The organism is Sinorhizobium psoraleae (genome assembly GCF_013283645.1).
GTDB classification, from domain to species: Bacteria; Pseudomonadota; Alphaproteobacteria; order Rhizobiales; family Rhizobiaceae; genus Sinorhizobium; species Sinorhizobium psoraleae.
This window is the reverse complement of record NZ_JABEKV010000001.1, coordinates 343181-361434: the sequence shown is the minus strand read 5'-3', so window position 1 is coordinate 361434 and position 18254 is coordinate 343181. Positions and strand designations below refer to the sequence as shown.

The window sequence follows — 18254 nt, the reverse complement described above, 5'->3', positions numbered from 1 at the left end:
TTGCGTCGCGTGGTTCTTTGCAAGCGCCGCGCCGGGGAGGTCTAGCGCATGTCGTCGCCGATGTGAATCCGCTCCGTGCCGTTCACGCCATCGATCACAGAAAACTCTGGGGATCGATGTCGAGTTGCACGCTGATCGATCCCCTCTCTTTCGGTCCGCCCGCAATCATCGCTTTGACAAAGGCTTGCATGTCGCTGTTGCGCCGCCCGTGGACGAGCAACCGGAACCGGTGCCGCCCGCGGATGAGCGCGAGCGGTGCCTCGGCCGGGCCGAGTATTGCAATGCCGTCGACGCGCGGGGCAGCCATGCGCAAGCCGCGCGCATGGCTCTCGGCGTCGTTACGCGAATCGGCCGAAACGATGATCGAGGCAAGCCGGCCGAAGGGCGGCAGGGCAGCGCGCTCCCGTTCATTGATCTCGCGCTCGTAGAAGGCATCCGAATCACCGGAAACGATCGCCTGCATGACCGGGTGCTGCGGCTGATAGGTCTGCAGCAGGCCAAGGCTCTTCAGGCCCGTTCGCCCGGCGCGACCCGTGACCTGCGAGAGAAGCTGGAACGTCCGCTCCGCCGCGCGCGGATCGCCGTTGGCGAGGCCGAGGTCGGCGTCAACGATCCCGACCAGCGTCATCATCGGAAAATTATGGCCCTTGGCGACGAGCTGGGTGCCAATGACGATATCCGCTTCGCCGCGTGCGATCGCTTCCAGTTCCAGCCGCAGTCGTTTGACGCCCATCAGATCGGACGAGAGCACGATCGTCCGAGCCTCGGGAAAATGCCGCTCGACCTCCTCGGCAATACGCTCGACTCCGGGGCCGCAGGCGACCAGGTGATCGAGCGTGCCGCATTCGGGGCAAGCTTCCGGCGTCGGCTCCGAATAGCCGCAATGATGGCACTGGATCTGGCCGCGGAAGCGGTGCTCGACGAGCCAGCTCGAGCAGTCCGGGCATTGGAAGCGATGGCCACAGACGCGGCAGAGCGTCAGCGGTGCATAGCCGCGCCGATTCAGGAACAGGAGCGCCTGTTCACCGCGGCCGATCGCCTTTCCGATCTGGTCGAGGAGTACCGGCGAGAGAAAGCCGCCGCGCTCGGGTGGATGGCGGCGCATGTCGACGACGCCGAGATGCGGCAGCGCCGCATCGCCGAAGCGCGTCGGCAGGTGGATCGGCCTGTAACGGCCCATCTCGCCGTTGACCCGGCTTTCGACTGATGGCGTTGCCGAGACCAGCACGACCGGAAAGTTGCTGATCCTGCCGCGCACGACCGCCATGTCGCGGGCATTGTAGAAGACGCGGTCCTCCTGCTTGTAGGCGGGATCGTGCTCCTCGTCGACGATGATCAGGCCCAGGTCCTCGAAGGGCAGGAACAGGGCCGAGCGGGCACCCGCGACGACACGCACCTGGCCCGTCGTCACCTGCCGCCATACCTTCTCGCGTGTTCTGGGCGCGAGATCGGAATGCCATTCGGCCGGCTTCGAACCGAAGCGGTCCTGGAAGCGTTCGAGGAAGCTTGCCGTGAGCGCGATTTCCGGCAGCAGGATCAGCACCTGTTTGCCGGCACGTAAGGTCGCGGCGATCGCCTCGAAATAGACCTCGGTCTTGCCGGAGCCGGTGATGCCATCGATGAGGGAAACGGAGAACTTTTCCTCTTCCACCGCCGCCAGCAGATCGACTGCGGCATCCTTCTGCGCGCCCTCCAGCCGGGGAGCTGCGAACTCCGGGTCGGGCAGTGCGACAACGGGCGGCGGCGGCATGAAGACGGTTTCGAATACGCCCTGTGCGGTAAGGCCCTCGACGACGCTCGAGGAAACGCCCGCCGCATGCGCGAGCCCGGATCGCGTCCAGGAAAAACCGTCACTCGCCGCCGCGATGACGCGTTCCCGCGCCGAGGTCATGCGCTCCGGCCGCATGTCCGTGAGGCGCAGCGCTTCCACCATCGGCTCGGGGTCGAAAGCCGCCGGCGCGCGCAACGCCATGCGTGCCACGAGGCCGGGCGGTGTCACCGTGTAGGCCGCCACCCAGTCGAGAAAGGCGCGCATGTCGCCCGTCAGCGGCGGACAGTCGAAAACCTTCTCAATCTGCTTCAGTTTCCTCGGATCGACCATGCCGTCATCGGCGCCGTCCCAGACGACACCCACGACCAGGCGCGGTCCGAGCGGCACCTGCACGATCGATCCCGGCTCGACCGCCATGCCATCCGGCACCACATAGGAATAGGCCTTCGCCGCCGGCATCGGCACCAGGACAGGCACGACGCGGCGATCAATTACGGCCCCGAATAAATCGGTTGAATCAAGAGTCATTTTGCCGTGACCTTGCCACCGCTTTCAGTTAAAGAAAACTGCGCAGCGAACCGCTGCCTTGTGGATAGCAGGGTTTGTCACGGTTCCATCAGAGTTTCAACGCGCGCGGTTTCTGCCCGCGGATTTTCCGTCAGGCAGACATGCGCCCGAACGGCAATAATGCCCCAAGGGAGAAACCTCCATGAAATTTTTCGTTGATACCGCCGATGTGAAGGAAATCCGGGAATTGAATGATCTCGGCCTGCTCGACGGCGTCACCACCAACCCCTCGCTGATCCTGAAGTCTGGCCGTGATATCGTCGAAGTCACCAAGGAAATCTGCTCGATCGTCGACGGACCGGTTTCTGCGGAAGTGACGGCAACCGAATACAGCGAGATGATGAAGGAGGCGGCCGCCCTTTCGAAGATCGCCGACAACATCTGCATCAAGGTGCCGCTGACGCTCGACGGCCTCAAGGCCTGCAAGGCGCTGACTTCGGACGGTCACCAGACGAACGTCACCCTCTGCTTCTCCGCCAACCAGGCGCTGCTTGCCGCCAAGGCCGGCGCGACCTTCGTCTCGCCCTTCATCGGCCGCCTCGACGACATCGCCTTCGACGGCATGGATCTCATCCGTGAAATCCGCCACATCTTCGACAACTACGGCTACGAGACGGAAATCCTTGCCGCCTCGGTGCGCACGGTCAACCATGTCAAGGAAGCAGCCCTCATCGGCGCCGACGTCGTCACCGCGCCGCCGGCAACACTGAAGGCGCTCGTCAAGCACCCGCTGACCGACAAGGGCCTGGAAATGTTCCTGGCCGACTGGGCGAAGACCGGCCAGAAGATCGGCTGATCAAGCTACAGAAATCCGAAAGGGTCTCGCAGCGATTGCGGGGCCTTTTTCTATTCGTCGTCCATGAGGCCGGTGAGGCGTATCCCGTCGATCCAGGTCGCACCGTCCCTGCGGATCACCCGTCGCGGCCGAACGTCGCAGCGCTCCTGCACCGCCGACGCCAGACGGGGCTTAGCGCATTCGCCGCACAACCAGAACCGTCAGAATCGAATTTTTTCCAGAGCCGGACGTGGGTCGAATACGGCATCGCTGTCGGCGGCGAGTTCGTAGACCGTATGCCTTTCCAGCGCACGCGTGACATCCGCCGGATCGCCGTCGAGCGCTTCGGGCGCGATCAGATTGCCGACGCGGAAATCGAAAAGGTCGCCCTTCTTGTTCAGAAGCTCATGGAACACCGTCATGTCACGCAGTTCCGTCGACCATTTGGCGAACCAGTAGAAGAGACCGGAATTGCGCGCGCTCATATGAACCGGCAGGATCGGGAGGCCGTACTTGCGCGCGAAGCCGACGGCGGAGCTTTTCCAAGGACGTTCGTTGAGCCGCCCATCGGCCCAGTAGGCGATGCGGCCCGAAGGAAAAAGCACGGTTGCCTTGCCCTCTTCGATAGCGCGATTGGTGACCTGCAGCGTTTCGCGAGCCTTGAGCTTGCTCTTGTATTCTTCGCGCCACTCGACCGGAATGACCATCTCGACGAAGCGAGGATTGACCCGAATCGCATCTCGATTGGCGAAGAACATCATGTCCGGGCGACGGGACTTCAAGAGATCGAAGACGGCGATGCCGTCGGCAATGCCGGTCGGATGGTTGCTGACGAGGAGAAAGCCGCCCGTCGTCGGAATGCGCTCAGCCTTGTCGACGCGAACGTCGAGCGAAAGCAGCGAGCTCAAGTGCTCGAAGGCCTGGAAACCGGGCATGTTGGCGACGGCGTCGGCGAACTCTATCGCCTTGCGGTAGTTGAGCAGCGTGTAGAGAAAGGGCCGTATTACCGGCCACAACGGATGCCGGACGATCTTCTTGCCGCGCTCGGCAATCAGCATGTCGACGATATGGCCGGGCTGCCCTTGTGAAACCAGGGCAATGGCCTCAGCAAAGTGCGCGAATCCGTCCCCCATATCCCGTCTCGCCATAGTCCCATCCGCGTTTGCTGATCGAACATCGCAGTTCAATATGATCGAACAATGACAAATTCCAAGAGGTGGCGTTAGCAAAAACATAAGACGCCGGCGACATTCTGGACGGCACACGAAATCGCCGGAGCGACAATGAACGAGCTTCTTGCAATTGGTCACCCCGAAGTCATGGCGGAACGCCAGCGCTGGCTGGCGAGCCTCGGCCGGGAGCGCCGACTGTCCGCAAAAACCGTCGAGGCTTACGAGCGCGACACCCGACAATTCCTGACCTTCCTGACCGGCCATCTCGCCGGGGCGCCGCGCTTGGCGGACATCCGCACACTGCGCCCGGCCGACCTGCGCGGCTTTCTCGCACAGCGGCGCAAGCAGGGTGCGGGCGCACGCACCCTCGGACGCGGGCTCGCGGGGCTTCGCTCTTTCCTGCGCTATCTGGAGAAAAATGGCCTCGCCAATGCCGCCGGTGCCCAGGCGGTGCGCTCGCCGAAGCAGCCGAAATCCCTGCCGAAACCGCTGACGGACCGCGAAGCGCTGACGGTCGTCACGGCGGACGCGCAACTCGCGGAAGAGCCGTGGATCGCGACCCGTAACGCCGCCGTTCTGACGCTGCTCTACGGCTGCGGCCTGCGCATATCCGAGGCGCTCGCGCTGACGCTCAATGACTTTTCCGGCGCCAGTTCCTCGCTGCGTATCACCGGCAAAGGCGGCAAGACGCGAATCGTTCCGCTCATTGCCGCGGCGACCGACGCCGTGGCGACCTACACAAGGCTTTGTCCCTACCACCTCGCCGCGGATGCGCCGATGTTTCGCGGCAGCCGGGGCGCAACGCTTCAGCCGGCGATCATCCAACGCGAGATGCAGAAGCTGCGGGCAGCACTCGGCCTTCCCGATTCGGCGACACCGCACGCGCTGCGTCATTCCTTCGCCACGCATCTTCTCGCCGGCGGCGGCGACCTGCGCACCATCCAGGAACTGCTTGGCCATGCCAGCCTCTCGACGACGCAGGTCTACACCGGCGTCGATTCGACGCGCCTCCTCGAAATTTACGATCGAGCCCATCCGCGCGCCTGAAATTCGGCGAAGTGGCGGATTAACCAAGCTCGTTAAGGAACCCGTGACCGGCAAGGCGTAGGGTTCGAGTGAGCAATTCCGCAGCGCCCGCGCGTCTTTTCAGACGCACAAAGGTCTGTAGTACTTTGAATTGCCGCATGTTTTTGTCCTTGTATCGGCTCGGTACATGGAGACATGCGGCAGGAAAGTGTATGGCGGTTTTCCGTCCGGAATTGCGTGGTTTCGAGTAGAATTGCCCAGAATTCGGTGCCCGATGACGACGTTTCCGATCTCAAGACCCGTTCGCAATCTCGCTGCCAGGCTCACAGACGGCGCCCTGTGGCTGATCGCGTCCCTGCATCTTCTGGTGCTCGCGACCCTCATCGCCGCGCTCCTCTCGATTTCGGACGCTGGCGCTGCCGAAGAGTCCGCCTGCGGCGGCAGCAATATCCTGGCGAGCATGGAACAGTCGGACCCGGCGCGCCTTGCCGCACTGCGCCAGGAGGCGGACGCCGTTCCGAACGGAAAGGGCCTCCTCTGGAAAATCGAAAGCCAGGGGTCGGCACCGTCCTGGCTGCTCGGCACCATGCACGTTACCGACCCGCGCGTTTTGGCGATGCCGGAGGGCGCGGTAGACGCCTTTACCAAGGCGGCGATCGTGATCGTCGAATCGGACGAGATCGTCGACGACAAGAAGGCGGCGGCCGCGATCATGATGCGTCCAGACCTCACGATGTTCGCGGGCGACAAGACGATCAACGACTTTCTCAAGCCGGAGGATCGCGTGCGCCTGGAAAGCGGCCTCAAGCAACGTGGCATTCCGCTGCCGCTCGTCGCCAAGATGAAGCCCTGGATGATTGCGAGCTTCGTAGCCCTCCCGGCATGCGAAATTTCGCGCAAGGCTGCCGGCGCTTCCTTCCTCGACAAAAAGCTTGCGGAGGATGCCGTCAAGGAAGGAAAAACGCTGAAAGGGCTGGAAACGCTGGTCGAGCAGCTTTCGGCGATGGACTCGCTGCCCGTCGAGCTTCACCTTCAGGCGTTGATCGAAACGCTGGCGCTCGGCAAGACGATCGACGATGTCATACAGACAACCACCGATCTCTATCTTTCCGGCGACACCGGAATGATCATGCCGATGATGAAGTCCGTCTCCACTCAGACTGCGGCAAGCGACTTCGGTTTTGCCGATTTCGAGCAGCGCATCATCATCGACCGCAACAAGATCATGGCGGCGCGGGCCGAGCCGATCCTGAAGGGCGGCAATGTATTCATGGCCGTTGGCGCGCTGCATCTTTCCGGTCCGGAAGGCCTGGTCGAGCTCCTGCGCCAGCGCGGCTTCACCGTCACGCGGACCAACTGAGCGGGATGAGGAAAAGCGTGCGCGGGTTTTCCGCCTGCATCCCGCGTCATTAGAATCACCCCTGTTCACCGCCGCCCGTTCAGCCCGGCCAACAGCGTCGGGACGATCGTCTTGTGGAAAGGCGTGACAGCCGCGAGATAGATGCGGCCGAGAATATTCCGGCGACGCACAAGGGTCGTGACGCCGATCACCTGGCTGTCCGCCGGCCCGTCGCGGACGTCCACGACAATGCGAAAGTCCAGATGCCGGTCGTCGAAGCCGAGAACCGCCTTGCGCTCTTCGTCTCGCAGGACGGGAAAAAAGCCGATGAGGCTATCGGCTGCGGCGGGTGCCGCTGTCTTCAGCCCGACGAACGACACGATCCTGTTGCGAAGCGCCAGAAGGAGTCGAATCCAACCCGGCAGCGGCTCGAGCATTCGCCGCGCCGCCTCGCGCGCCGTCAGCCGCTCGTTCAGAATGAGCAGTTCGTAGCGGTCCGCCCAGTCGGCTTCGGGCAGTATCGCATTCGGAAGGTGAGCGGCAACACTTCGCGGTCTCATGAACGATCCTCATATTGGCTCGTTCATGTTCGCGCCGGTCGGCCGCGCATGGCAGGGGGCCGCTTGTCGCAGCCCCCGCACCCACTGTCTTGGTCGAAATCGATCAAGGACAGAATCATGCAATGATTCAAAGCGCTAAAGCGTCGTTTCGCACATTTGAAAAGATGCGCCGCGCTGTAATGTCACATATGGATCGGCTTGAAGAAGGTGGCGAGAGCCGCCTCCTTGACCGCTTCCGACATGGTCGGGTGGGCGTGGCAGGTCCTGCCGAGGTCCTCCGACGAGCCGCCGAATTCCATCAGCACCGCGATCTCATGGATCATCTCACCGGCGCCGAAGCCAATAATATGGCCGCCGAGCACGCGATCGGTCTCCTTGTCGGCCAGGATTTTGACGAAACCATCCGTCTGGAGCATCGCGCGCGCGCGGCCATTGGCGGTGAAGGGGAACTTGCCGACCTTGTAGGCAACGCCGGCGGCCTTGAGTTCCTCCTCGGTCTTGCCGACGGAAGCGACCTCCGGTTGGGTATAGACGACGCCCGGAATGACGTCATAGTTCACGTGACCGGCCTGCCCCGCGATGATCTCCGCCACCGCAACGCCTTCGTCCTCCGCCTTGTGTGCCAGCATCGGACCGCGAACCACGTCGCCGATCGCATAGATGCCGGTGATGCTTGTCTGGAAATGGTGGTCGATCTCGATGCGGCCACGCGAGTCGAGCACGACACCGGCTTTGGCGAGACCCATATTCTCCGTGCAGGGCTTGCGGCCGGTCGCGACGAGTACGACGTCCGCGTCGAGCGTGGTCGATTCGCCGCCCTTGACCGGCTCGAAGGTGACCCTCGCGCCACTCCCGGGTTTCGCAACGCCGGTCACCTTGGCGCCGAGCTTGATGTCGATGCCCTGCTTCGTCAGCAGCCGGTGGAGTTGCTTGGCGACCTCGCCGTCCATGCCGCCGAGAATCGTGTCGAGGAATTCGACCACTGTCACCTTGGCGCCGAGGCGCGCCCAGACCGAGCCGAGCTCGAGACCGATGACGCCGCCGCCGACGACGATCATGCTCTCTGGAACCTTTTCCAGCTCGAGCGCACCATCCGATGAGACGATGACCTTCTCGTCGAACTCGAACTCGACGCCCGGGATGCCGGCGACGTCCGAACCCGTGGCGATGACGATGTTCTTCGCTTCGAGGACTTGCTCCTCGCCCTTGTCGTTGGTGACGGAGACCTTACCCTGCCCGAGGACCTTGCCCAAGCCCTGGAAGCCGTCGATCTTGTTCTTCTTGAAGAGGAAGGCAACGCCGTCGACATTCGACTTAACGGTCGCGTTCTTGTGGGCCATCATCTTTTCGAGATTGAGCTTCGGGCTTGCGACCTCCACACCCAGCGCCTCGAGCCCGTGCTGTGCGTGATGGAACATCTCGGAGGCATGCAGCAGCGCCTTGGAGGGGATGCAGCCGACATTGAGGCAGGTGCCGCCGTAGGTGCTGCGCTTCTCGACCACGGCAACCTTCATGCCCAGCTGCGCCGCCTTGATGGCGCAGACATAGCCGCCCGGGCCGCTTCCGATAACGATGAGATCATAAGCCATTTGATAATCCTTGTTTCAGGGGCGGTTACCGGCCGCCGCTGACGTTGAGAATTGCTCCGGTCACATAGGTCGCCTTATCCGACAGGAGATAGAGAATTGCATCGGCAACTTCGCCGGCCGTGCCGGGACGTTGCATGGGGATCGAAGGCGCCAGGTCGCGGGCGCGATCCGGCAGGCCGCCGGAGGCATGAATTTCCGTATCGATGATGCCCGGACGCACCGCATTCACGCGAATACCTTCTGCCGCCACTTCACGCGCGAGGCCAACGGTGAAAGTGTCGATCGCACCCTTCGTGGCGGCGTAGTCGACATATTGGCCCGGAGCGCCCAGCACGGCGGCGATGGAGGTCAGATTGACGATCGAACCGCCGCGTCCGCCGTGGCGCGTCGACATCCTCAGCACCGCTTCGGCGGCACAGCGGATCGAGCCGGTCACGTTCACGCGGAGCATCCGGTCGAGCCGTTCCGGCGAAATCTCGTCGACGCGCTGCGGCGGACCGACAATGCCGGCATTGTTGACGAGGCCGTCGAGCCTGCCAAAGCCGGCATCGACGGCGGAGAAGATCGCCTTCACACCGGTTTCGGAACCGACGTCTCCCTCAACTGCAATCGCGACGCTGCCTGCCTTCTCGACCGCACGCACCACGTCTTCCGCCGCTTTCCTGTTAGAAGCGTAATTGACCGCCACGCGCCAGCCTTCCCTGGCGGCTGCGACGCAGACGGCGGCACCTATGCCGCGGCTGCCGCCGGTGACGAGAAGAACGTGCTCGCCACTCATGCAGCACATCCCTTGAATTTAAAGACATCCGAGCTGTCGACGCTTGCCTTCCCCTTGCCCCAGGCACTCGACTCTCTGAGTGCCGGGCCGAAGCCCGGAAGCAGGATCTGCTCGGCGGCCGGCGCATCCTCCGCCTGAAGCAGGCCGATCCCGCCCGCCTTGTCGGCCGCGTAGATCACGCCTTCCCAGACGGTGCAGGCTCTCAATTCCTCGCCGGTCACGTCGCCGGTCGGGCAATTGTGCATCACGATCCCGTTCGAGCGCTCCGGTTCGCCCGACCACAGGACGACGCCATCGAGAAGCAGTCCGGAACTTTCGACGCTAATCTTGAAGTGATTGCTGGTGGCAGCGCTTTCCGAGCCGACCGGCTCGAAGCGCAACTCGTAGCCGCCGTCCGCATCGCCATAGATCGCCTGCGCTTGCCGGCACTCGTCGGCAAGCGCAGGCGTAGCGACCAGCGTGATGGCAAGCGAAGCTGGTAAACCGCTGCGGCTGATCATCAGGCGGCCCTCTCCGTCGCAAGCTTCAGCCCGAGCGCGATGAAGACGAGGCCGCTTGCCCGGTCGATCCACTTGCTCGCCCGGGTGAAGGCAGCACGCATTCGCGGCGTCGTCATGAACAGGCTGACGCCGACGAACCAGAGAATCAGAGCACTCGCCATGACGAGGCCGTAGCCAAACTTGACCACCATCGGCGTATGCGCGCTGACCACGGTCGAGAAGATCGACAGAAAGAAGAAGACCGCTTTCGGGTTGAGCGCATTGGCGGCGAAGCCGAGACCGAAGGCTCTGAGCACAGACTGTGCCCTGCCCGCACCGGCATCCTCTCCGGCTTCGGCCGTGATTTCCGTCTGGCCGGCGCGGAGTGCCTTGATGCCGATATAGATCAGGTAAGCGACGCCGCACCATTTGACGATGTTGAAGAGATAGATCGACTGGGAAATGATCAGCCCCAGCCCGAGGATGGTGTAGCTGACGTGAAACATCAGCGACGTGCCGATGCCGAAGGAGGTGATGATCGCCTGACGGCGCCCATGCACCAGTGACTGCCGCATCACCATGGCGAGATCGGCGCCGGGCGAGATGATGGCGAACGAGAAGATCGCCATCAATGATGCGAGTTCGATCAAATAATTGCTCATGATTTTGCGACCGGTGCGTTGAAGGCCCAGATGTGACCGAAGGGATCCTGGATGCGCGCATAGCGTGCTTGCCAGAACGTATCCTGCGGTTCCATCACTGTCGATGCCCCGGCGGCGATCGCCTTGGCAAAGGCCGCATCGACATCCCCCGGCTTCGGAAGATTGATATTGATCGCGACGCTGGCGCCGCCGGCGGTCTTGGGCGAGCTGATGCTCATTCCGAATTCCGGAAACTCGTCATGCAGCATGATCTCGCCGCCGAACAGGGCAAGATTGGCATGCATGACGCGCTTGCCGTCTTCGGCCATCTGGTGAAACGTGTTAACGGCCCCGAACGCCTTTTCGTAGAAGGCGATGGCGGCAAGGCCGTCCTTCACGCAGATATGCGCCTGGATCGGGGGAACGTTCGGTTCGAATGCCATGCTTTTCTCCTCCGTCTAGATGAGAATGCCCGCAAGGATCAGCGCCAGCCCCGCCGCCGATACAGCCCAGATCGCCGAGCGAACCCGCCCGAGCCCGGCGACATAGACCGGCAGATAGACGGCCCGCGCCCAGAACCAGACGATCGCACCCCACTGCGTCAGCAGCCCGCTGCGGCCGGTGAACTCTACCACGACCACGAGCACGATGAAGATCGGATAGGTCTCTTGAAAGTTGCGAAGCGCGCGCCCGGCGCGCGCCGTCAGCATGTTCGGCCGTTCCTCCACGTCTCGGTTTGGGTCCCGGTCGACAAGCCCGTGCTGCAAGCGGTAGGCGCCCGCCTGCGTCATCATGTAGACGAAGGCCAGCGCTGCGCTCGCGAGCAGGTAGGTCAGTTCCAGCGACATCCGCGCACCCGGAAGAAGAAGCGGGGGCTGCTTGTCGCGCCCCGCCTGTCTTAGAGATCGAGCACCAGGCGTTCCGGATCTTCGAGGCTCTCCTTGACGCGCACGAGGAAGGTCACTGCTTCCTTGCCGTCGACGATGCGGTGATCGTAGGAGAGAGCGAGATACATCATCGGACGGATGACGACCTGTCCGCCGATCGCAACCGGCCGGTCCTGGATCTTGTGCATGCCGAGGATGCCGGACTGTGGCGCGTTGAGGATCGGCGAGGACATCAGCGAACCATAGACGCCGCCGTTGGAGATGGTGAAGGTACCGCCCTGCATGTCGGCCATCGACAGCGCGCCATCGCGAGCGGCCTTGCCGAGGCGGCCGATTTCCTTCTCGATCTCGGCGATCGACATCTGGTCGGCATCGCGGACGACCGGAACGACGAGACCCTTGTCGGTACCGACGGCGACGCCGATGTGGCAGAAGTTCTTGTAGATGACGTCCGTGCCGTCGATTTCGGCGTTGACCGCCGGCAGTTCCTTGAGCGCATGCGTGACGGCTTTGGTGAAGAAGCCCATGAAGCCGAGCTTGACGCCGTGCTTCTTCTCGAAAATATCCTTGTATTTGTTACGCAGGCTCATCACCGCGCTCATGTCCACCTCGTTGTAGGTGGTGAGCATCGCGGCCGTGTTCTGTGCATCCTTGAGGCGCTTGGCGATCGTCTGGCGCAGGCGCGTCATCTTGACCCGTTCTTCGCGGACGGCGTCCTCTGCCGGCGCCGGCGCGCGCGCCTGGACTTTCGCCGGTTCGGCAGCGGGGGCCGAAATGCCCTTGGCGAGAGCAGCGATCACGTCACCCTTCAGCACCTGGCCACGCTTGCCCGAACCGTCGACCTGGTCGGCGGAGAGATTGTTTTCCGCCAGGAGCTTGGCGGCGGCCGGTGCCGGCGGCATCGACGTCGGCGCCTGCGGTGCTGGCGCTGCAGCGGCTGGCTGCGCGGCCGGAGCCGCAACAGCGGGTTCAGGCTTCTTCTCTGCCGGAGCCGGAGCAGCCGGAGCAGCAGCCGCCGCACCGGCGCCTTCGGCGATCTGACCGAGCAGCGCGCCAAGGCCGACGGTCTCACCCGCCTGCGCAACGATTTCGGAAAGCGTGCCAGCGGCCGGCGCCGGCACTTCGATCGTCACCTTGTCGGTCTCGAGTTCGAGGATCGGTTCGTCGGCCTTGATCGCATCGCCGACCTTCTTGAACCAGGTGCCGACGGTCGCTTCGCTGACGGATTCGCCAAGGGTGGGAACGCGGATTTCTGTTGCCATGATTTTTGTTCCGTTGATCAGATATCTGTTTCTAGATCTTTGAGTTACGCACTTCCGGACGGAAAACCGCTACGCACTTTTCCTGGAAGTGCTCCAGCGATTGGCAGACCGTGGGGAGCCGATCAGCCCCCCAGCGCGTCCTCGAGGAAGGCGGCAAGCTGGGCCATGTGCTTGGACATCAGGCCCGTCGCCGGCGACGCGGCGGCCGGACGGCCGGTATAACGCACCCGCTGATATTTGGCATCGATGTGAGCGAGCACCCATTCGAGATAGGGATCGATGAACGACCAGGCGCCCATGTTCTTCGGCTCTTCCTGGCACCACACCATCTCCGCATTGCGGAAGCGGCTGAGTTCGTTGATCAGAGCCTTGGCCGGGAACGGATAGAGCTGCTCGACGCGCAGCAGGTAGATGTCGTCGATGCCGCGCTTCTCGCGTTCCTCGAGCAGGTCGTAGTAGACCTTGCCGGTGCAGAGCACGACGCGGCGGATCTTCGAATCCTTCTGCAGCTTGATCGGGCCGTCCTTGATGACCTCCGCATCGTCCCAGAGCAGCCGGTGGAAGGAGCTCTCGCCCGCCATTTCGGAGAGGCTGGAGACCGCCCGCTTGTGACGCAGAAGCGACTTCGGCGTCATCAGGATCAGCGGCTTGCGGAAATCGCGCTTCACCTGGCGGCGCAGGATGTGGAAGTAGTTCGCCGGCGTGGTGACGTTGGCGACCTGCATGTTGTCTTCCGCGCAGAGCTGCAGGAAGCGTTCGAGGCGCGCGGAGGAGTGCTCCGGCCCTTGGCCTTCATAGCCGTGCGGCAGCAGGCAGACGAGGCCGGACATGCGCAGCCACTTGCGTTCGCCGGACGAGATGAACTGGTCGAAGACCACCTGCGCGCCGTTGGCGAAGTCGCCGAACTGAGCTTCCCACAGCGTCAGCGCGTTCGGGCGGGCAAGCGAATAGCCGTATTCGAAGCCGAGCACCGCCTCTTCCGAGAGCATCGAGTTGATGACCTCGTAGCGTGCCTGGGTCGGCGACAGATTGGCGAGCGGGATGTAGCGCTCTTCCGTCTGCTGATCATAAAGAACCGAGTGGCGCTGCGAGAAGGTGCCGCGCTCGCAGTCCTGACCCGAAAGGCGGATCTTCGTGCCTTCTGTGACGAGCGTGCCGAAGGCGAGCGCTTCCGCCATCGCCCAGTCGATGCCCTCGCCGGTCTGCACCATGCTGGCACGGTTTTCCATGAAGCGCTGGATCGTCCGGTGCGCGTTGAAGCCAGCCGGGATCTCGGAAATCTTGCGGCCGACTTCCTTCAGCTGTTTCATCGGCACCGAAGTCCGGCCGCGGCGCTGCTCATCCTGGTTGTCGGCGGTGCGCAGGCCCGACCAGGCGCCGTCGAGCCAATCGGCCTTGTTCGGCTTGTAGGACTGCCCGGCCTCGAACTCCTGCTCCAGATGGGCGCGCCAGTCCGCCTTCATCTTCTCGACCTCGCCCTCGGTCATCAGACCTTCGGCGATCAGCCGTTCGGAATAGAGCTGGACGACCGTCTTGTGGGCGCGGATGGCCTTGTACATCCTTGGCTGCGTGAACGCCGGCTCGTCGCCCTCGTTGTGGCCGAAGCGACGGTAGCAGAACATGTCGACGACGACCGGCTTGTGGAACTTCATCCGGAATTCGGTCGCGACCTTGGCCGCATAGACGACGGCTTCCGGATCGTCACCGTTCACATGGAAGATCGGCGCCTCGATCATCTTCGCCACGTCCGAGGGATAGGGCGAGGAACGGGAGAAGGCCGGGTTCGTGGTGAAGCCGATCTGGTTGTTGATGATGAAGTGCACGGTACCGGCAACGCGGTGGCCGCGCAGGCCGGAGAGACCGAGGATTTCGGCGATAACGCCCTGGCCGGCGAAAGCCGCGTCGCCATGCAGCAGAAGCGGCATGACCTTCACGCGTTCGCGCAGCGGAATGATGTCGCCTTCGAACACAGTCGCCATCTGGTCCTGCTTGGCGCGCGCCTTGCCCATAACGACCGGGTTGACGATTTCGAGATGCGACGGGTTCGCCGTGAGCGACAGATGCACCTTGTTGCCGTCGAATTCGCGGTCGGACGAAGCGCCGAGGTGATATTTGACGTCGCCGGAGCCTTCCACGTCATCTGGCGCGTAGGACCCGCCCTTGAACTCGTGGAAGATGGCCCGATGCGGCTTGGCCATCACCTGGGAAAGCACGTTGAGGCGGCCACGGTGAGCCATGCCGAGGACGATTTCCTTGAGGCCTTCCTGGCCGCCGCGCTTGATGATCTGCTCCAGCGCCGGAATCAGCGACTCGCCACCGTCGAGGCCGAAGCGCTTCGTGCCCTTGTACTTGACGTCGATGAACTGCTCGAAACCTTCGGCTTCGATGAGCTTCTGCAGGATCGCGCGCTTGCCCTCCGGCGTGAATTCGACGCCCTTGTCCGGACCTTCGATGCGGCCCTGGATCCAGGCCTTTTCCTCGGGGTTGGACATATGCATGAATTCGACGCCCATCGTCGAGCAATAGGTGCGTTCCAGGATTTCGACCATTTCGCGTACGGTCGCGTATTCGAGGCCGAGCACGTTGTCGATGAAGATCTTGCGGTCGTAGTCCTTCTCCTCGAAGCCGTAGGACTTCGGCGAAAGCTCATCGTAGTCCTCGACCGGATCGGCAAGGCCGAGCGGATCGAGCTTGGCATGGAGATGGCCGCGCATGCGGTAGGCGCGGATCATCATGATGGCGCGGACGGAATCGCGCGTCGACTGATGGACCTCCGCTTCGCTGACCGGGACGCCCGTAACGGCGGCGGCTTCCTCGACCTTGGCCTTGACCTTCTTTTCGATGACCTTTTCTACGGCGCCCCAGTCGCCGTCGAGCGCCGACACGAGTTCGCCATTGGCGGCGATCGGCCAGTTGCTTTTCTTCCAGGAGGCGCCCTTGGCGGCCTTCACAACGTCTTCCGGCCGGTCGGCGAGCGCCTTGAAGAAGGATTGCCATTCGGACGAAACGGAGGACGGATCCGCTTCGTAGCGTGCATAGAGCTGCTCTATGTAAGCAGCGTTGGCGCCATCCAGAAACGATGTGAGCTGGAATTGCTCGTTGGCCTCTTGCCTTGTCATGGTCTCTCGCGAACCCTTGGTTCGCCTCCTGACTAAAGTTGGATGCCGGGTCTTCCCGGTCGTTCACGTTTATTCGGCGCTTCTAGTGCGCCAAGCTTGCGTCATAAATTGGTTCGGCTGAGGGCCGGCACTCGGCGCCGGCCCCGAGCCTCGCTATCGGGGCCTCAGCCCTTCAGGACTTCGACCAGCGTCTTGCCGAGGCGTGCCGGCGACGGCGAGACGCGGATACCGGCCGATTCCATCGCCGCGATCTTGTCTTCCGCGCCGCCCTTGCCGCCGGAAATGACCGCGCCGGCATGGCCCATCGTGCGGCCGGGGGGAGCCGTGCGGCCGGCGATGAAGCCGACCATCGGCTTCTTGCGCCCGCGCTTGGCCTCGTCCTTCAGGAATTGCGCCGCGTCCTCTTCAGCCGAGCCGCCGATCTCGCCGATCATGATGATCGACTTAGTCTCGTCGTCGGCAAGGAACATTTCGAGCACGTCGATGAATTCGGTGCCCTTGACCGGATCGCCCCCGATGCCGACAGCGGTCGTCTGGCCGAGACCTTCGTTGGTGGTCTGGAAAACGGCCTCGTAGGTGAGCGTACCGGAGCGCGACAGAACGCCGACCGAGCCCTTGCGGAAGATATTGCCCGGCATGATGCCGATCTTGCATTCGTTCGGGGTCAGCACGCCCGGGCAGTTCGGGCCGATGAGGCGCGAGGACGACTTCTCGAGCCGCGCCTTGACCTTGACCATGTCGGCGACCGGGATGCCTTCGGTGATGCAGACGATCAGCGGAATTTCCGCGTCGATCGCCTCGATGATCGCGGCGGCAGCGCCTGCCGGCGGCACATAGATGACCGATGCATTGGCGCCGGTCGCGTCACGGCCTTCGGCAACGGACGCGAAGATCGGGAGTTGCTCGCCCTTGGCGCCGGTCCAGGTCTCGCCACCCTTCTTCGGGTGAATACCGCCGACCACCTTCGTGCCGTTATAGGCGAGCGCCTGCTCGGTGTGGAAGGTACCGGTCTTGCCGGTCAGGCCCTGAACCAGGACCTTGGTGTCTTTGTTGATCAGGATGGACATCGGCCTCAGGCTCCCTTCACGGCTGCAACGATCTTCTGGGCGGCATCGTCCAGATCATCGGCGGAGATGACGTTGAGGCCCGATTCATTGATGATCTTCTTGCCAAGCTCGACATTCGTGCCTTCGAGGCGAACGACGAGCGGCACCTTGAGACCCACTTCCTTGACGGCGGCGAGCACGCCTTCAGCGATGACGTCGCACTTCATGATGCCACCGAAAATGTTGACGAGAATGCCCTTCACGGCCGGATCGGCAGTGATGATCTTGAAGGCGTGCGTCACCTTTTCCTTCGAAGCGCCACCACCGACGTCGAGGAAGTTCGCGGGCTCCGCACCATAGAGCTTGATGATGTCCATGGTCGCCATGGCAAGCCCGGCGCCGTTAACCATGCAGCCGATGTTGCCGTCGAGAGCGACATAGGCGAGGTCATGCTTGGAGGCTTCGATTTCCTTCTCGTCCTCTTCCGTCGTGTCGCGCAGGGCGACCACGTCCTCGTGGCGGAACAGCGCGTTACCGTCGAAGGAGACCTTGGCGTCGAGCACGCGCATGCGGCCGTTCTTCATGACGATAAGCGGATTGACCTCCAGCAGGCTCATGTCCTTCTCGACGAAGGCCTTGTAGAGGATCGGGAAGAGCTTTTCAGCATCGGCACGCGCTTCGCCTTCGAGTTTCAGCGCGTCGGCGAGCGTCTTCAGGTTTTCCGCGGTGACGCCCTTGTCCGGGTCGATCGCGACAGTAACGATCTTCTCCGGCGTGTGCTCGGCAACCGCTTCGATGTCCATGCCGCCCTCGGTCGAAACGACGAAGGCAACCTGGCCGATGGAGCGATCGACGAGGATCGAGAGGTAGAGTTCGCGGTCGATGTCGGCGCCGTCCTCGATGTAGAGGCGGTTGACCTGCTTGCCGGCCGGACCGGTCTGCTTGGTCACCAGCGTGTTGCCAAGCATCTCCTTGGCGTTCGCCACAACTTCGTCGACGGATTTTGCGAGCCGCACGCCGCCCTTGGCGTCGGGGCCGAGTTCCTTGAACTTGCCCTTGCCGCGACCACCGGCGTGGATCTGGCTCTTCACGACGTAGAGCGGTCCCGGCAGCTTCTTCGCAGCGGCTTCCGCTTCGTCGGCGGAGAAGATCGCGACGCCTTCGGCGACCGGCGCGCCATAGCTCTTCAAGAGAGCCTTGGCCTGATATTCATGAATGTTCATGGGGTTATTCCTGTCTGATT

At 62.9% G+C, this 18254-nt stretch carries 16 protein-coding genes and 1 pseudogene; 3 read left to right on the top strand and 14 right to left on the bottom strand.

What is annotated here, in order from left to right; all coding sequences use genetic code 11:
- Positions 1-94 precede the first annotated feature (94 nt).
- The gene (locus ILFOPFJJ_RS01620; RefSeq protein WP_173508838.1) at positions 95-2299 is read right to left on the bottom strand and encodes a primosomal protein N'; all 2205 of its coding nucleotides are present in this window, start codon (positions 2297-2299) and stop codon (positions 95-97) included.
- Between the two features lie 181 nt (positions 2300-2480).
- Between ILFOPFJJ_RS01620 and fsa the strand changes: the two genes are divergently transcribed.
- A complete protein-coding gene (fsa, locus tag ILFOPFJJ_RS01615) occupies positions 2481-3134 on the top strand; it encodes a fructose-6-phosphate aldolase (protein WP_136508991.1) in 654 nt (217 codons plus the stop codon).
- Positions 3135-3184: 50 nt separating this feature from the next.
- On the opposite strand, the pseudogene ILFOPFJJ_RS34900 reads toward fsa, so the two are convergent.
- Together ILFOPFJJ_RS34900 and ILFOPFJJ_RS01610 are read right to left on the bottom strand one after the other, a co-directional pair.
- Positions 3185-3301 (bottom strand): annotated as a pseudogene (locus ILFOPFJJ_RS34900) (AAA family ATPase); the annotation flags it as partial.
- Positions 3302-3334: 33 nt separating this feature from the next.
- Entirely contained in the window at positions 3335-4261 is a 927-nt protein-coding gene (locus ILFOPFJJ_RS01610; protein ID WP_173508837.1) for a lysophospholipid acyltransferase family protein, read from the bottom strand.
- 135 nt (positions 4262-4396) lie between these two features.
- On the opposite strand from ILFOPFJJ_RS01610, the gene ILFOPFJJ_RS01605 reads away from it, so the two are divergent.
- Together ILFOPFJJ_RS01605 and ILFOPFJJ_RS01600 are read left to right on the top strand one after the other, a co-directional pair.
- Positions 4397-5332 carry a tyrosine recombinase XerC gene (locus tag ILFOPFJJ_RS01605; protein WP_173508836.1) on the top strand — a complete coding sequence of 312 codons (936 nt, stop codon included), beginning with the start codon at positions 4397-4399 and terminating at the stop codon, positions 5330-5332.
- A 253-nt stretch (positions 5333-5585) separates the two neighbouring features.
- Positions 5586-6671 (top strand): TraB/GumN family protein, encoded by a 1086-nt coding sequence (locus tag ILFOPFJJ_RS01600; RefSeq protein ID WP_173508835.1) that lies wholly within the window; start codon positions 5586-5588, stop codon positions 6669-6671.
- A gap of 65 nt (positions 6672-6736) precedes the next feature.
- Here the strand turns inward: ILFOPFJJ_RS01600 and ILFOPFJJ_RS01595 are convergent, their stop codons facing one another.
- From ILFOPFJJ_RS01595 to sucC, 11 genes are all read right to left on the bottom strand, one after another.
- Complete coding sequence (locus ILFOPFJJ_RS01595; RefSeq protein ID WP_173508834.1) at positions 6737-7210, bottom strand: DUF2867 domain-containing protein; 474 nt, start codon at positions 7208-7210, stop codon at positions 6737-6739.
- A gap of 182 nt (positions 7211-7392) precedes the next feature.
- A complete protein-coding gene (lpdA, locus tag ILFOPFJJ_RS01590; RefSeq protein ID WP_173508833.1) occupies positions 7393-8799 on the bottom strand; it encodes a dihydrolipoyl dehydrogenase in 1407 nt (468 codons plus the stop codon).
- Between the two features lie 25 nt (positions 8800-8824).
- Positions 8825-9577 carry an SDR family oxidoreductase gene (locus ILFOPFJJ_RS01585; RefSeq protein WP_173508832.1) on the bottom strand — a complete coding sequence of 251 codons (753 nt, stop codon included), beginning with the start codon at positions 9575-9577 and terminating at the stop codon, positions 8825-8827.
- The gene (locus tag ILFOPFJJ_RS01580; protein WP_376741379.1) at positions 9574-10077 is read right to left on the bottom strand and encodes a hypothetical protein; all 504 of its coding nucleotides are present in this window, start codon (positions 10075-10077) and stop codon (positions 9574-9576) included. Before ILFOPFJJ_RS01580 ends, ILFOPFJJ_RS01585 begins: the two co-directional genes overlap by 4 nt.
- Entirely contained in the window at positions 10077-10718 is a 642-nt protein-coding gene (locus tag ILFOPFJJ_RS01575) for a LysE family transporter (RefSeq protein ID WP_173508831.1), read from the bottom strand. The genes ILFOPFJJ_RS01580 and ILFOPFJJ_RS01575 overlap by 1 nt, the downstream gene beginning before the upstream one ends.
- Positions 10715-11140, bottom strand: coding sequence for a VOC family protein (locus tag ILFOPFJJ_RS01570; RefSeq protein ID WP_173508830.1), 426 nt, complete (start codon positions 11138-11140; stop codon positions 10715-10717). Before ILFOPFJJ_RS01570 ends, ILFOPFJJ_RS01575 begins: the two co-directional genes overlap by 4 nt.
- 15 nt (positions 11141-11155) lie before the next feature.
- Positions 11156-11545, bottom strand: coding sequence for an MAPEG family protein (locus ILFOPFJJ_RS01565; RefSeq protein ID WP_173508829.1), 390 nt, complete (start codon positions 11543-11545; stop codon positions 11156-11158).
- 50 nt (positions 11546-11595) lie between these two features.
- A complete protein-coding gene (odhB, locus tag ILFOPFJJ_RS01560; RefSeq protein WP_173508828.1) occupies positions 11596-12846 on the bottom strand; it encodes a 2-oxoglutarate dehydrogenase complex dihydrolipoyllysine-residue succinyltransferase in 1251 nt (416 codons plus the stop codon).
- Positions 12847-12968: 122 nt separating this feature from the next.
- A complete protein-coding gene (locus tag ILFOPFJJ_RS01555; protein ID WP_173508827.1) occupies positions 12969-15965 on the bottom strand; it encodes a 2-oxoglutarate dehydrogenase E1 component in 2997 nt (998 codons plus the stop codon).
- 164 nt (positions 15966-16129) lie between these two features.
- On the bottom strand, positions 16130-17032 hold the full coding sequence (sucD, locus tag ILFOPFJJ_RS01550) for a succinate--CoA ligase subunit alpha (RefSeq protein ID WP_173508826.1): 903 nt from the start codon (positions 17030-17032) through the stop codon (positions 16130-16132).
- Between the two features lie 5 nt (positions 17033-17037).
- Positions 17038-18234: an ADP-forming succinate--CoA ligase subunit beta gene (sucC, locus tag ILFOPFJJ_RS01545; protein ID WP_173508825.1), complete on the bottom strand. Its 1197-nt coding sequence runs from the start codon at positions 18232-18234 to the stop codon at positions 17038-17040.
- Positions 18235-18254 lie beyond the last annotated feature (20 nt).

Bases quoted from the DNA above. Each gene is read 5' to 3' on its own strand.
- sucC (WP_173508825.1), bottom strand. From the start codon at position 18,234: ATGAACATTCATGAATATCAGGCCAAGGCTCTCTTGAAGAGCTATGGC.
- ILFOPFJJ_RS01585 (WP_173508832.1), bottom strand. From the start codon at position 9,577: ATGAGTGGCGAGCACGTTCTTCTCGTCACCGGCGGCAGCCGCGGCATA.
- ILFOPFJJ_RS01610 (WP_173508837.1), bottom strand. From the start codon at position 4,261: ATGGCGAGACGGGATATGGGGGACGGATTCGCGCACTTTGCTGAGGCC.
- ILFOPFJJ_RS01565 (WP_173508829.1), bottom strand. From the start codon at position 11,545: ATGTCGCTGGAACTGACCTACCTGCTCGCGAGCGCAGCGCTGGCCTTC.
- ILFOPFJJ_RS01575 (WP_173508831.1), bottom strand. From the start codon at position 10,718: ATGAGCAATTATTTGATCGAACTCGCATCATTGATGGCGATCTTCTCG.
- ILFOPFJJ_RS01595 (WP_173508834.1), bottom strand. From the start codon at position 7,210: ATGAGACCGCGAAGTGTTGCCGCTCACCTTCCGAATGCGATACTGCCC.
- ILFOPFJJ_RS01605 (WP_173508836.1), top strand. From the start codon at position 4,397: ATGAACGAGCTTCTTGCAATTGGTCACCCCGAAGTCATGGCGGAACGC.
- ILFOPFJJ_RS01580 (WP_376741379.1), bottom strand. From the start codon at position 10,077: ATGATCAGCCGCAGCGGTTTACCAGCTTCGCTTGCCATCACGCTGGTC.
- ILFOPFJJ_RS01555 (WP_173508827.1), bottom strand. From the start codon at position 15,965: ATGACAAGGCAAGAGGCCAACGAGCAATTCCAGCTCACATCGTTTCTG.
- ILFOPFJJ_RS01600 (WP_173508835.1), top strand. From the start codon at position 5,586: ATGACGACGTTTCCGATCTCAAGACCCGTTCGCAATCTCGCTGCCAGG.
- ILFOPFJJ_RS01570 (WP_173508830.1), bottom strand. From the start codon at position 11,140: ATGGCATTCGAACCGAACGTTCCCCCGATCCAGGCGCATATCTGCGTG.
- odhB (WP_173508828.1), bottom strand. From the start codon at position 12,846: ATGGCAACAGAAATCCGCGTTCCCACCCTTGGCGAATCCGTCAGCGAA.
- lpdA (WP_173508833.1), bottom strand. From the start codon at position 8,799: ATGGCTTATGATCTCATCGTTATCGGAAGCGGCCCGGGCGGCTATGTC.
- sucD (WP_173508826.1), bottom strand. From the start codon at position 17,032: ATGTCCATCCTGATCAACAAAGACACCAAGGTCCTGGTTCAGGGCCTG.
- ILFOPFJJ_RS01620 (WP_173508838.1), bottom strand. From the start codon at position 2,299: ATGACTCTTGATTCAACCGATTTATTCGGGGCCGTAATTGATCGCCGC.
- fsa (WP_136508991.1), top strand. From the start codon at position 2,481: ATGAAATTTTTCGTTGATACCGCCGATGTGAAGGAAATCCGGGAATTG.